The sequence below is a fragment of the Glutamicibacter ardleyensis genome (assembly GCF_014644555.1).
GTDB classification, from domain to species: Bacteria; Actinomycetota; Actinomycetes; order Actinomycetales; family Micrococcaceae; genus Glutamicibacter; species Glutamicibacter bergerei.
The window spans coordinates 204,568-218,550 of sequence record NZ_BMKX01000004.1 but is presented as its reverse complement, the minus strand read 5'-3'; the positions used below and the strand labels follow the sequence as shown (position 1 = coordinate 218,550).

Here is a 13,983-nt window from a genome sequence, read left to right as displayed (position 1 = left end):
GTCTTCCCATTCAAGCGCTAAGGACGTAACACGCCGGTAATTCTATCGCGTGAACTCGTGACTCACCTCATCCTTACATGAGCATTATGTACCTAGCTCCTGTACCGAGTTGCATATGTCACTCTATAAGTCAGATTTAAGGGCTTTTTGCGTCAAAAAACTGTACTTTTCACATCCCTATAAGAACTAGAGTATGGGTTGAAACGAGACGCACACGTCACTCAAGCGCGCCGCTCTCGTAGTCCCAACCCGTCACACGGTCCGAAACTCAGACCAACGTGCCGGAGCCGCAATTCAATCAAGGAGCTTCCGTGGCTGTAGAGGAACACATCTCCCAGATCCGTAGTGGTTTGACTTACCAGCTTTCTGATCGGGATCCTGAGGAAACTCAGGAATGGTTGGACTCATTCGACTCACTGGTCGAATCCCAGGGCACCGAACGTGCTCAGTTCATCATCCGCTCGCTGTTGCAGCGTGCCGGCGCCAAGTCCGTTGGCGTCCCCATGGTGACCACCACCGACTACGTGAACACGATTCCGGTGGATCAGGAACCAGAATTCCCGGGCGATGAGTCCGTAGAACGCCGTTTCCGCGCGTACATGCGCTGGAACGCAGCCATTATGGTGCACCGCGGCCAGCGCCCAGGCGTCGGCGTCGGCGGACACATCTCCACCTACGCAGGCGCAGCCACCTTGTACGAGGTTGGCTTTAACCACTTCTTCCGCGGCAAGGACCACCCGGGCGGCGGCGATCAGGTCTTCTTCCAGGGCCACGCATCCCCCGGCATGTACGCCCGCGCCTTCCTCGAAGGACGCTTGAGCGAAGAAGATATGGACGGCTTCCGCCAGGAGAAGTCCAAAGAAGGCCACGCACTGCCTTCCTACCCACACCCGCGTTCGATGCCAGACTTCTGGCAGTTCCCGACCGTGTCGATGGGGATCGGCCCAGCCAACGCCATCTACCAGGCACAGCTGAACCGCTACATCCACAACCGTGGCATCAAGGACACCAGTGACCAGCACGTCTGGGCCTACCTGGGCGACGGCGAAATGGACGAGCCAGAGTCACGCGGCTTCTTGCAGCTTGCTGCCAACGAGAAGCTGGACAACCTGACCTTCGTGATCAACTGCAACCTGCAGCGCCTCGACGGCCCGGTCCGCGGTAACGGCAAGATCATGCAGGAACTTGAGGCATTCTTCCGCGGTGCGGGCTGGAACGTCATCAAGGTGGTTTGGGGTCGCGAGTGGGATGCCCTGCTCGAAGAAGATCCAAATGGCGCCCTGGTCGACGTGATGAACCAGACCCCGGATGGCGACTACCAGACCTACAAGGCCGAGTCCGGTGCGTTCGTTCGCGAGCACTTCTTCGGTCAGCGTCCAGAAACCAAGGAACTCGTCGCGGATATGAGCGACGACGAGATCTGGAACCTGAAGCGCGGCGGTCACGACTACCACAAGGTCTACGCGGCCTATAAGGCAGCCACCGAGTTTAAGGGCAAGCCAACGGTCATCCTGGCCAAGACGGTCAAGGGCTACGGCCTGGGCACGCACTTCGAGGCGCGTAACGCGACCCACCAGATGAAGAAGCTGACCTTGGAGGACCTCAAGGGCTTCCGCGATCACCTGCGCATCCCGATCACCGACGAGCAGCTCGAAGCCGATCCATACATGCCGCCGTACTACCACCCGGGCAACGACTCGGCGGAGTACAAGTACATGATGGAACGCCGCAGCGAACTGGGCGGCGCGGTGCCAACGCGCCGTAAGGAAACCAGCTCCAAGATCCACCTGCCAGGCGATAAGGCGTACGCCTTCGCTAAGCGTGGTTCGGGCAAGCAGCAGGCCGCCACCACCATGGCCTTTGTGCGTCTGCTCAAGGACCTGATGCGTGACAAGGACTTCGGTCACCGCATCGTGCCGATCGTGCCCGATGAGTCGCGCACCTTCGGCATGGACTCCTTCTTCCCTACCGCCAAGATCTACAACCCTGCCGGACAGAATTACCTGTCGGTAGACCGTGATCTGGTGTTGGCGTACAAGGAGTCGGCCAGCGGTCAGCTGATCCACCCGGGCATCAACGAGGCAGGCGCCGTGGCGGCCTTCACCGCCGCCGGCACCAGCTACTCCACGCACGATGAACCGTTGATCCCGATCTACGTGTTCTACTCGATGTTCGGTTTCCAGCGCACCGGCGACCAGTTCTGGGCCGCCGCTGACCAGATGACCCGTGGCTTCATCATCGGCGCCACCGCAGGACGCACCACGCTGACCGGTGAAGGTTTGCAGCACGCGGACGGCCACTCGCCGCTGCTAGCCGCTACCAACCCGGCAGTGGTCGCCTACGACCCGGCCTACGGTTACGAGATCGGGCACATCATGCGCTCGGGCCTTGAACGCATGTACGGTGGCACGCACTCGGATCCCAACGTGATGTACTACATCACCGTGTACAACGAGCCGATCAGCCAGCCTGCCGAGCCTGAAAACGTCGACGTTGAAGGCATCGTAAAGGGTATCTACCTGCTGAAGGAAGCGACCACCGACGGGCCGCGCGCCCAGCTGCTCGCCTCCGGCGTGGCGCTGGCGTGGGCTATCGAGGCCCAGCAGATCCTGGCCGAGGAGTGGGGCGTGTCCGCCGATGTCTGGTCGGTCACCTCCTGGAACGAGTTGGCGCGCGAGGGCCAGATCGCCGATGAGAAGGTGCTGGTCGATCCGTCCAAGGCTCGCCCGGTACCGTTTGTGACCTCCAAGTTGCAGTCCACCACCGGTCCGGTCATCGCCACCACCGACTACATGCGTGCGGTGCCGGAGCAGATCCGCCCTTACGTGCCAGGTGAATTCCACACCTTGGGCGCGGACGGATTCGGCTTCTCCGATACCCGTGCCGCGGCGCGTCGTTTCTTCAAGATCGACTCGCACACCCTGGTAGTGAAGACCTTGGCCTCGCTGGCAGAACGCGGCGAGATCCCGGCCGATACCGCGGTAAAGGCTCACGCAAAGTACGACCTGAACAACCCAAATGCCGGAACTTCCGGTAACGCGGGCGGCGACGCGTAAGTGACGCGGAGCTAGTTCTTGTTTGTTTGGCGGGCGCCAAGCCACCTTTCACCGGTGGCTTGGCGCCCGCCGCATTTAACTACCGGCGCGTAGGCACATTTTTTGCGTATGCTTGAAACCATGAGTCCTCAGGTCGAGCCCACATCGGGTGTGCGCTCGCGCGCTGTGCGAGTGCCCAAGCCCACCGCAGAAACTATTCGCCGGCTCAAAAGCCATCTGGGCGTGCTGTCCACCACGGCGCTGAAATACCTGGACCAATCGCTACCCTGGTACCGCTCCTTAGAACCGGCCGAACGCGCGGCCCTGGGACTCGTCGCGCAAAAGGGCATCTCCACCTTTGTCACCTGGTACGAGGAGCCCGAATCCACCCCGGCTTGGGTCATGAACGACGTCTTTGGCGCCGCCCCGAGCGAGCTGACCCGCTCCATCTCGCTGCAAAAAGCGTTGGCGTTGCTGCGCACCATCGTGGAGGTTGTCGAATCCCAGGTGCCGGATATCGCGGCCGAGAACGAACAGGCACAACTGCGCGAGGCGGTACTTCGCTACTCCCGCGAGGTGGCCTTCGCCGCCGCCGATGTGTATGCGCGGGCCGCCGAGACCCGCGGCGCCTGGGATTCCCGGCTAGAAGCGCACGTGGTCGATGCGGTACTGCATGGCGAATCTCAGGACTCGCTGTCCTCCAGGATCGCGGCGATCGGCTGGAAGTCGCAGAAGAACATTCGCATCATGGTCGGCGCGACCCCGGCGTCCAGCTCGGTCACCTTTGTTGCGGCGCTGCGCCGGGTGGCGCAACGCTACGCCAGCGACTCGCTGGTGGGGGTGCTCGGAGATCGGGCGATCCTGATGCTTTCGGACACCAAATTTGAGGAAGCGGACCTCACCCGCTTTGCCCGGTTTTTTGGACCCGGGCCGATCGTCTATTCCCCGCTGGCGAGCACCGTCAGCCAGATGCATACCGCCGCGAGCGCCGCGGTGGCAGGCTACGGTGCGGCCCGCGCCTGGGAGCAGGCGCCGGTGCCGGTAGACGCCGATGACCTGTGGCCCGAACGGGTGTTTAACGGTGACCCGCTGGCGCGCACCGCGCTCATCGAACGCGTTTATCAGCCACTGGTGCACGCCGGAAACGGGCTGCTGCAGACGCTGTCCAGTTACCTTGCGCTCGGCCACTCGCTGGAGGGCACCGCGCGAGAACTTTTTGTGCACGCCAATACCGTGCGTTACCGGCTCAAGCGTGTTTCCGAGGTAACCGGTTGGGATCCCTTGGTGGCGCGTGACGCATTTGTGCTGCACAGCGCACTGGTACTGGGCCGGCTGAACGAACCGGGCTAAATCAGCCAATTTTATGGGGAACACACAGTCCCCGAACCGCAACACAGGCGCTTTACATGGGTTTTTATCTTCGGGTTACGCTAAGCTTTTGTAGAGTTCCTACAAAGAGGCACCGCGAGCTTGGTACGCAAATACCGCGCGTGACGCCACAACTATTTGGAAAGCTGTAAGAGTGTTAGCAATCGTTTGCCCCGGACAGGGCTCCCAGACCCCAGGTTTTCTCACCGACTGGCTCGAAGTTGATGGCGTTCGCGACCATTTAACGGCGCTGGGCGACATCACCGGGCGCGATCTTCTCGCCCACGGAACCACCTCCGACGAGGAGACCATCAAGGACACCGCCGTCGCGCAGCCCTTGATCGTCGCCGCCGGACTGGTGAGCGCCCGCGCACTCTTTGGCGATTCCTTGCCTGCCGGTGCGATCCTTGCCGGACACTCGGTCGGCGAAATTACCGCCTCCGCCTTAGCCGGCGCCTTGAGCGAAACCGATGCGCTGACTTTTGTACGGGAACGCGCCAACGCCATGGCTCAGGCCGCAGCCACCACCCCCACCGGCATGGCCGCGGTACTTGGCGGAGACCCGGAAGAGGTCCTCGCCAAGCTCAGCGAGCTCGGCTTGACCCCAGCCAACGCCAACGGCGGCGGACAAACGGTCGCGGCCGGCACCCTAGAGCAGCTTGAAGCCCTGGTCGCCAACCCACCAGCGAAGGCCCGAGTGATCCCGTTGAAGGTCGCAGGCGCCTTCCACACCAGCCACATGCAGCCGGCAGTGGGGGTTCTTCAAGAACTCTCCTCCAGCCTGTCACCGCAAAACCCACAACTGACATTGCTCTCCAACTTTGATGGCGCGCCCGTGACCGATGGTGCCACGAACCTCGCTTCCTTGGTCGCTCAGGTCTCCCGCCCGGTGCGTTGGGACCTGTGCATGGAAACCCTGGCCGCCCAAGGCGTCACCGGAGTGCTAGAACTTGCTCCGGCCGGAACCCTGGTGGGTCTGGCCCGCCGCGGACTGAAGGGCGTGAAAACCCTCGCGCTGAAAAGCCCGGCAGAGTTGGATGCCGCCCGCGAATTTATCGCCGAGCACGCCGGGCACTAGGAACCCTCATGAGCCCGCAGCTACTTACCCCCACCCCGAACGCGTATAGCGCGATTCTGGGCACCGGGTCATTCCGCCCCGATGTGGTGGTGACCAATGACGATGTCTGCCAGTGGATCGACTCCTCCGATGAGTGGATCCGCCAGCGCACCGGCATCATCACCCGGCACCGCGCCGACGCGAACACCTCGGTGTTGGATATGGCTCAGGGCGCGGCGCAAGCGGCCCTTGAAGACGCCGGAATTAGTGCCGCGCAGCTTGATACGGTCATCGTGGCGACGGTGACCTTCCCGCACGCCACCCCGTCGGCGGCCGCAGCGCTTGCCGACCGGCTCGGCGCCACCCCGGCTCCGGCCTATGACATTTCCGCGGCGTGTGCCGGGTACTGTTATGCGATCGCTCAGGCGGACGCGTTGGTTCGCTCCGGGCTGGCTCAGCACGTGTTGGTGGTCGGTGTGGAGAAGCTCTCGGATTACATCGACAATACTGAGCGCACCATTTCCTTCCTGCTTGGCGATGGTGCCGGAGCGGTGATCGTCGGCGCGTCACCGGTTCCGGGGATTTCCCCGTCGGTGTGGGGCTCGGATGGGTCCAAATGGAACGCAATCAGCATGACCCACTCACAACTTGAATTGCGCGATTCGTTGCTCGGCGCCACTGAGCTATTGGAATCGGCGGTTGATGAACCGCTTGAGGAGCTGGCTAACCCGTGGCCGACGCTGCGCCAAGATGGCCAGACGGTGTTCCGCTGGGCGGTCTGGGAAATGGCGAAGATGGCCCGTGAGGCGTTAGCCGAGGCCGGAGTTAAAGCCGAGGATTTGGCCGCCTTCATCCCACATCAGGCGAATATGCGCATTATTGATGAGCTGGCCAAGCAACTGAAACTTCCCGACACGGTGCTCGTCGCCCGCGATATTGCCGAAAACGGGAACACCTCTGCGGCCTCCATTCCAATGGCGATGGACCGCATGCGCAAAGCGCATCCGCAGCTTTCGGGAAAATTTGCTTTGCAGATTGGTTTTGGTGCCGGGCTTGTCTTCGGCGCTCAAGTAGTCCTCCTGCCCTAAGCTTTAAACCGAAGGCGAAAGCCGACGTGAAACAGCGCGTAAAATTTTACTAAGACCGGCACCGCCCGACACCGGGTGCGCGCCACACACAATGGCCGGAATCATCCGGCACAATCAGAAAAGGAGCCATTCCATGGCTAGCACCGAAGAAATCCTGGCGGGCCTCGCCGAAATCGTTAACGCCGAGACCGGCCTGGACGTTGCAGACGTGCAGATGGACAAGTCCTTCACCGAAGACCTGGACATCGACTCGATCTCGATGATGACCATCGTCGTTGAGGCAGAAGACAAGTTCGAGGTGAAGATCCCGGACGAAGAGGTCAAGAACCTGAAGACCGTGGGCGACGCAGTGAACTTCATCGCCGCAGCACAGGCCTAAGCAGTTTCGTCGCACCCTCGGTGCGGCACACCGTCATGTGGGCAAGCCACACGCACGGGTCGGTACGTGAAGCCGACCCCCACAATTTTTTTACCGCCCAGTAGAGAGTTTGATGATGGCGCGCAAAGTAGTGATCACCGGTCTCGGAGCCACAACCCCTATCGGTGGGGACGTCCCCACCCTATGGGAGAACGCCCTTAAGGGTGTCTCCGGCGCCGCCACCTTGACCGATTCCTGGGTGGAGGAATACCACCTGCCTGTCACCTTCGCAGCGCGCGCCTCGGTCCCAGCCACCGATGTGCTCTCCCGCGTGGAAGCCAAGCGTATGGATCCATCCACGCAGTTCGCCGTGGTTGCCGCGCGTGAAGCGTGGAAAGACTCCGGAATCGAAGAGGTCGACCGCAATAAGCTTGCCGTCGCCTTCGCCACCGGCATCGGCGGCGTCTGGACCCTGCTTGACGCGTGGGACACCCTACGCGAAAAGGGCCCACGGCGCGTCTTGCCGATGACCGTGCCAATGCTGATGCCAAACGGCCCGGCCGCCGCGGTCTCCTTGGATCTAGGTGCCGCCGCCGGAGCTCACACCCCGGTCTCCGCCTGCGCCTCGGGCACCGAAGCGATGCACGTGGGCATGGAACTGATCCGTGCCGGCAAGGCAGACGTTGTGGTAGTCGGTGGCGCGGAAGCAGCCATCCACCCGATGCCGATCGCCGCGTTCTCCTCGATGCAGGCGCTCTCGCGCAGCAACGACAACCCACAGGGTGCTTCACGCCCCTATGACATCGACCGTAATGGCTTTGTGATGGGTGAAGGCGCTGGCGCACTGGTGCTGGAAGCCGAAGAGCACGCACTGGCTCGTGGCGCACGGATCTACGCCGAACTTGCAGGCACCTCGGTGACCGCAGACGCGTACCACATCACCGCACCGGACCCACAGGGCTTGGGTGCCACCCGCGCACTGAAGGCAGCAATGTTTGACGGCCTGATTCAGCCAGAAGACGTGGTGCACGTCAACGCTCACGCCACCTCCACCCCGGTGGGCGACAAGCCCGAATACACCGCGTTGAAGGCAGCCCTGGGCGATCACCTGGATAACGTGTGGGTCTCGGCGACCAAGTCGCAGATGGGTCACCTGCTTGGCGCTTCGGGCGCAGTGGAGTCCGTACTGACCACCTTGGCGATTTACCACCGCCTCGCACCGGTGACCATTAACCTAGATAATCAGGATCCGGAGATTCCATTGAAGGTTGTCACCGGCGAGCCTGCGAAGCTTCCTGCTGAGGGCAGCATCGTGGCACTGAATAACTCCTTTGGTTTTGGTGGACACAACGCAGTGGTCGCAATCCGCAGCGTCTAGTACCTACTTGAACCGTTGATGACGGGGCGCCTTCTGAAGTTCAGAAGGCGCCCCGTCATTGCTTTAAGCTCTTAGGCTACGATCACTAGTAGCTAAACCTAGGTGGGCCAGCTCAAGCCAGCGCGGAAGAAAGAAGCAACTGCCATGCGTCAACTGATTGTCACCGCATTTACCTCGCTCGACGGAGTGATGGAAGCCCCGGGCGGTGAACCCGGGTATCACAACGCCGGCTGGTCCATGTCCAGTGTGGAGTTTGATCCGGCCGCGTACGAGATCAAGGGTAGCGAACAAGATCAGGCCGAAGCGATGGTGCTGGGCCGAGTCAGTTATCAATCATTCGGTGCGGTGTGGCCATCTATGGAGGAGCAGTTCGAGAAATATAATGCCATGCCCAAATATGTGCTGAGCACGTCTCTGCGTAAGAACGAGCTGATCGATGGGTGGGGCGATACTCAGATTCTTCGTTCGACTGCCGAGGTGGCAAGGCTGCGTGCGGGTGAGGGTGGCCCGTTGATTGTGCATGGCTCGGCGACCTTGGTGCATTCCCTGCAGGAACACCAGCTTATCGACCGGTATCACCTGTTGGTCTTCCCGATACTACTGGGGTCGGGCAAACGACTTTTCAGTGAGGCCTCATTGGCGACGCAGAAGCTGCAACTGGTGGATTCGGCCGTGTACTCCAACGGTATTCAAAAGAACATCTACGACGTCGTTCGCTAATATTCACGTCGCACGCAAACGGGATCCCGAAACTTCTTCGGGATCCCGTTTTTCTGCGGTAACACCCCGCACCACCGGGGATTTACTCGGGAAGACTTATTCAGTCTCCCCCAGACTTAGTAACCAGTTGTTATACCACCTGGTTGAGCCATCGAACAGGTGCATCGTCACCTGCATGGCGGAATGGTTCAAGTTCTTCATCCCAGGCTTCGCCGAGAGCAACAGACATTTCTTGGAAGAAGACCGAGGCGTTTCCGTCGCCCTTTTCATAGGCCCAACGGATGCGCTCTTCGCTGACCATAATGTTGCCGGCGACATCTACGGTCGCGTGGAAAATTCCCAGATCCGGGGTGAACGACCAGCGACTTCCGTCGCAGCCTTCGCTTGGGTCTTCGGTGACTTCAAAACGTAGGTGCTGCCATCCGCGCATTGCGGTGGCCAGGCTGGCGCCGGTACCTTGCAGGCCCGTCCAGGTAATTTCGGCACGACGAAGCCCAGGAGATACGTGCTGGTCACTCCAGTCCATCTTGACTGGTTGGCCGAGCACCTCCTGAATGGCCCACTCCAGATGTGGGCACAACGCGGCAGAGGCCGAGTGAATATAAATCACGCCTCGTGTCATCGATGCAGACATGCCATCCTCCGTTACGGTGTTGATCGTCTTCCCCTACGTCAACCTCGCCGAAGTGCAGTACTTACCGACAAGTACCATTTTGCCCGAAGAGCGAGACTTTCGCCAGCCGTACGGGGGATTTGATCTAGATTTCAACCAAATGCTCAGGCCCGCGGATGAGCTTGGCGGTAACTTTGACGTAATCTGTCCACCGAGACGTGGGTATAGAGCTGGGTGGTAGCTAACGAGGAGTGTCCCAAGAACTCTTGAACCGCGCGTAGATCCGCGCCTCCATCAAGCAAATGAGTGGCCACGGTATGGCGCAAAGCGTGCGGCCCACTAGCCGAGGTATCCCCCAGTGATTTGAGTGCTTGGGCGATCACTTCACGTGCTTGCCTGACGTTAAGTCGCCCGCCACGAGCACCCACCAGCAACGCCCCACCAGTTTCCGCATGCGCCAGAACTTTTCGGTGATTTCGAAGCCAATGATTGATCACTCGTTCGGCCGGTTTTCCAAAAGGAACCACCCGTTCTTTATTTCCCTTACCCACTACGCGCACGGTACGTCGTTCAAAATCAATGTCAGCAATATCCAGCGAAACGAGTTCACTGATGCGCAACCCCGACGCGTAAAGCAGTTCCGCGATGACCCGGTCTCGGGCCGCTAGGGCAATGCGTTTTTGCTCCGCCACAATTTCCGCTTTGCTCAGCGTTTTGGCTGGTTCACCGTTCGCAGGCTCAGACTTGGTAGTTTCCGACGCGGGTTCACTGAGCAAACGATCAATCTGCCCGGTCTGCAATACGTGGGGCAACCGCTGTTCTTTTTTCGGTGCCACCAAACGCAACGCAGGATCTCTGGCTACCACCTGGTGTTTGAGCGCCCACGCAAAGAAGTTTTTGACCGACGAGATGCGCCGGGCGATGGTGGTGCGTGAAATCTGCGCTTCGTGCTGGATTGCTAGCCAGTCGCGCAGCATCTGGACGGTGACATCCGAGAGACGTTGAACGCGAGCTTGTCCCACCAAGAATTCGGTCATCAGTCGCAGATCCACACCATAGGCACGCAAGGTATTTTCGCTGCGTGCACGTTCCAGCCGCAAATAGTCCAGGTAGTCGGCGATAGGCTCGCTGATAGCTAACGGGGCTTGTGGCACTTCGGTGGCTGGTTCGGGCTTCATCCCTTTCAATTTACCGCGTTTTTCACCGATAAACTTCCACGGCTCACCAGCCTGAACTGCGTGCCGTTGGACTCCGCTACACCTAAGCGTTGAAGCACGCTCAGGGCACGCAGGGTTTCTAAAATGGGGATCCCGCTCAGCGCCGAAATTTCATCGGGAACGTGGCCTTGCGCAAAATTCATCACGTCATAAATCATCGCCTGAGTTTTGGTCAGCGAATCCAACGGACGTTCCTGACTTTCAACCACTGGAATCTGGGCCCCAGCAGGTTCGGCTGGCACACCGAGCAGCTCAAGCACATCGCTGGTACTAGTCACCAGCGCGGCGGTTCCGGCGGCGAGCAGCCTGTGGGTTCCGGCCGAGTTGGGAGAATAAATACTACCGGGCACCGCAGCCACCTCACGGCCGAGCTCTACTGCATGATTCGCGGTGTTGAGCGCACCCGAACGGTGCCGGGCCTCGGTGACAACGGTGAGACTGCTCAGCCCCGCAATCAGCCGGTTGCGGTTCAGGAACCTGAACCTTGTCGGAGCGGTGCCCGGCGGCACCTCGGAGAGCAAGAGTCCTGAGTGAATAATCTGACGTAGTAGTGACTCGTTGCCAGCCGGATAGGGTCTATCCGCTCCCCCGGCCAGGATAGTAATTGTTGGGTAACTGGACAACTCGGGGTCTGCCACGGAGAGGGCGGCGCGGTGAGCGCTCGCGTCGATTCCGTACGCGCCTCCGGAAACGATGGAAAATCCGCGCAGTGTCAGTTTCCGGGCCAGTTCGAACGTGACCTGATGGCCGTAGTCGCTAGAGTCGCGTGAGCCGACGATGGAGATACAGCGTGCAAGCTGTTGTTCGCTGAGCAGTTCGGGACGCGCGGTGCGCCACCACAGGCACAAAGGTTTTCCCAGCCCCAAGTCATCAAGCTGTGAGGGCCATCGCGGATCTTCTGCGGTGAGCAGTCCTCCATCTTGTGCGGTGATGGTGTCTAACGCGAGTTGTGGGTTGCTGAGTCCTAGGCGTTTACGCCACCGGGTCAGCGCGACCGGGAGGCTTAGTGCTTTATTGGAGACGGTGCTCTCACCTAAGATGTCCGTCAGTTGGGTGTTCAGCGAACCTGGCACGTGGTCTTGGCGGTGAATCAGAGCTAATAATTCGGTCGGGCTCATCAGTTGCAGCAGAGCGTTGGCGGCGAAGTCGTTGGGTTCAATCAGCGTGTTCAGTTCTGCAAAGCACAATAGCTGCGCGGTATCTGGGCTAGACATGATCCGCTCCTATCTCGGGTCGAGGTTTTGTCGAAAATGCAGGGCACCGTCTAGATCATCGACAGTGGGCGCGCTATGTTGTTGCTGATCTGCGATAGTCCAGGCCACACGCAACATCCGGTCTAATCCACGGGCCGAAATTTCATGGCTTTCACCGATCAGTTCCAAGGCCCGCTGGGTAGCCATGGGGTACTGCAGTTCGTGGCGCAAGATTTTTGCGCTGAGCCGGGCATTGCAGTTCAACCCCCAAGGTTCTAAGCGGGCAGTTGCCAGATGCCTGGCGGCTAGCACCCGGGTGCGTACGGTGGCGCTGGATTCGGCCGCTTCCCGGCCGAGTAATTGTTGACCGGTCAGCGCGTTCATCTTCACCTGCAGATCGATCCGGTCCAGCAGTGGCCCGGAAAGTTTGGAGAAGTAGCGCCGTCGGGCGTTTGGAGTGCAGGTGCACCCAGTCCCGCTACCAAAATTTCTTCCGCAGGGACACGGGTTCGCAGCCAGGATCAGCTGAAACCGTGCCGGCAGTTGCTGATGACCACTCGCGCGAGCCAAATTGATGTGTCCCTCTTCCACCGGTTGGCGCAGCGCGTCGAGCACCCCGGCGCGAAATTCGGTCGCCTCGTCGAGGAAAAGAATCCCAGCGTGGGCCCGCGTGATGGCTCCGGGTCTGATATTGCGGCTCCCACCGCCGAGCAGCGCAGCACTGGAGGCGGTATGGTGCGGGGCAATAAAGGGGGCGGTGTTTTGCAACTTCGTAATTCCACCCTGTCCACCGCGGGTGATGGAGTCGATCGCGGTGGCTTCTAAGGAGTCGGCAACGTCTAGTGGTGGCAGGATGCCGGGCAGGCACCGGGCAAGTAAGGTTTTGCCCGCTCCGGCGGGGCCAACCATAATGAGGTGGTGTCCTCCGGCGGCGGCGATTTCCAAGGCGAGTTTCGCCTCGTACTGTCCGTTGACCAAGTTTAGGTCTTGTGAAACCTCGGATTCATCGGGTAGCTCTACTCTTTCCGGGCGCTGGTGACGTAAGTAGGTGCGAATACTTTCCGGCGGCGCCCCACACATCACCAAAACCTGGCCTAGGTGCTGGGCTCCGGTAATGCGCACCCCGGGGACCAGTCTGGCTTCGGCCTCGTTTGCGGCTGCCACAAAGACGTGCCGATAGCCGTTGTGCACGGCGAAGCGCACCGCGGGTAATACTCCGGCCACCGGACGCAGCGTCCCGTCAAGTGCCAATTCGGCAAGGAAGATCGTATCTGCGGGGATCGTGAGCATTCCGTCGGCGGCCAGCGCGGCGATGACGATGGCCAGATCGAAGCCCGAACCAAATTTCGGTAACGTCGCCGGGGACAAATTAACCGTAAGTTTTCGATTCGCCAGTGGCAGACCGGTATTTCGGGCTGCAGCCTTGATGCGTTCGCGGGCTTCGTTCAGCGAGGCGTCGGGCAAGCCGAGGATCAGGAAGCCAGGAATCCCGTTGCCTAGATCCGCTTCCACGTCGATTAGTGCCGGTTGCACCCCGTGTAGCGCCACCGCGGCGGTGCGGGCCACGCTCATGAGGCCACCTGCTCATGATGTTGACAGCGGTAACCACCGGACTGCGGATAAACCTCGATGACGTCAATACGCAGCCGGCCGACGTAGCGTCCCCGGGTTTTGCCCCACGCCAGTAGCAGGCGTTGCAAGCGGCGGTATTTGCTGGGGGTGATTGCGTCGAAGCCGGTGCCGAAGTTGTTGGTGCTGCGCGTTTTGACCTCGACGGCGAGCACGAAGTCGTTCGCGTCGGCGACGATCAGATCCAGTTCCCCGATTTTGCAGCGCCAGTTACGTTCTAAAATTCGATATCCGTGGGCGCAGAGGTAGTCGGCGGCGGCTTGTTCTCCGCGTGCGCCAAGTAATTGCTGTTGATTCATCGGTCATCGGTCCTTGGATTCGATTCGG

The 13,983-nt window shown here is 60.4% G+C and carries 12 protein-coding genes; 7 read left to right on the top strand and 5 right to left on the bottom strand.

Annotation, left to right across the window (positions count from 1 at the left end; all coding sequences use genetic code 11):
• Positions 1 to 311 precede the first annotated feature (311 nt).
• The 7 genes from aceE to IEX04_RS10235 all read left to right on the top strand — a co-directional run bounded on the left by aceE (position 312) and on the right by IEX04_RS10235 (position 9,004).
• Entirely contained in the window at positions 312 to 3,056 is a 2,745-nt protein-coding gene (gene aceE, locus IEX04_RS10265; RefSeq protein ID WP_188685577.1) for a pyruvate dehydrogenase (acetyl-transferring), homodimeric type, read from the top strand.
• Between the two features lie 120 nt (positions 3,057 to 3,176).
• On the top strand, positions 3,177 to 4,385 hold the full coding sequence (locus IEX04_RS10260; RefSeq protein WP_188685575.1) for a PucR family transcriptional regulator: 1,209 nt from the start codon (positions 3,177 to 3,179) through the stop codon (positions 4,383 to 4,385).
• A gap of 172 nt (positions 4,386 to 4,557) precedes the next feature.
• Positions 4,558 to 5,481, top strand: a complete 924-nt coding sequence (locus IEX04_RS10255) for an ACP S-malonyltransferase (RefSeq protein ID WP_188685573.1) — start codon at positions 4,558 to 4,560, stop codon at positions 5,479 to 5,481.
• 8 nt (positions 5,482 to 5,489) lie between these two features.
• Positions 5,490 to 6,548 carry a beta-ketoacyl-ACP synthase III gene (locus IEX04_RS10250; RefSeq protein WP_188685570.1) on the top strand — a complete coding sequence of 353 codons (1,059 nt, stop codon included), beginning with the start codon at positions 5,490 to 5,492 and terminating at the stop codon, positions 6,546 to 6,548.
• Between the two features lie 133 nt (positions 6,549 to 6,681).
• Positions 6,682 to 6,927: an acyl carrier protein gene (locus IEX04_RS10245; RefSeq protein WP_096255035.1), complete on the top strand. Its 246-nt coding sequence runs from the start codon at positions 6,682 to 6,684 to the stop codon at positions 6,925 to 6,927.
• Between the two features lie 115 nt (positions 6,928 to 7,042).
• Positions 7,043 to 8,284, top strand: coding sequence for a beta-ketoacyl-[acyl-carrier-protein] synthase family protein (locus tag IEX04_RS10240; protein WP_096255059.1), 1,242 nt, complete (start codon positions 7,043 to 7,045; stop codon positions 8,282 to 8,284).
• Between the two features lie 144 nt (positions 8,285 to 8,428).
• A complete protein-coding gene (locus IEX04_RS10235) occupies positions 8,429 to 9,004 on the top strand; it encodes a dihydrofolate reductase family protein (protein ID WP_188685659.1) in 576 nt (191 codons plus the stop codon).
• Positions 9,005 to 9,134: 130 nt separating this feature from the next.
• Here the strand turns inward: IEX04_RS10235 and IEX04_RS10230 are convergent, their stop codons facing one another.
• From IEX04_RS10230 to IEX04_RS10210, 5 genes are all read right to left on the bottom strand, one after another.
• Entirely contained in the window at positions 9,135 to 9,638 is a 504-nt protein-coding gene (locus tag IEX04_RS10230) for a DUF3145 domain-containing protein (RefSeq protein WP_188685568.1), read from the bottom strand.
• Between the two features lie 143 nt (positions 9,639 to 9,781).
• Positions 9,782 to 10,795 carry a tyrosine recombinase XerC gene (locus IEX04_RS10225; protein WP_188685566.1) on the bottom strand — a complete coding sequence of 338 codons (1,014 nt, stop codon included), beginning with the start codon at positions 10,793 to 10,795 and terminating at the stop codon, positions 9,782 to 9,784.
• 5 nt (positions 10,796 to 10,800) lie between these two features.
• Complete coding sequence (gene dprA, locus IEX04_RS10220) at positions 10,801 to 12,048, bottom strand: DNA-processing protein DprA (RefSeq protein ID WP_188685564.1); 1,248 nt, start codon at positions 12,046 to 12,048, stop codon at positions 10,801 to 10,803.
• Between the two features lie 9 nt (positions 12,049 to 12,057).
• Positions 12,058 to 13,599 (bottom strand): YifB family Mg chelatase-like AAA ATPase, encoded by a 1,542-nt coding sequence (locus IEX04_RS10215; protein WP_096255030.1) that lies wholly within the window; start codon positions 13,597 to 13,599, stop codon positions 12,058 to 12,060.
• Positions 13,596 to 13,955, bottom strand: a complete 360-nt coding sequence (locus IEX04_RS10210; protein WP_096255029.1) for a YraN family protein — start codon at positions 13,953 to 13,955, stop codon at positions 13,596 to 13,598. The genes IEX04_RS10215 and IEX04_RS10210 overlap by 4 nt, the downstream gene beginning before the upstream one ends.
• Between the last annotated feature and the right edge of the window lie 28 nt (positions 13,956 to 13,983).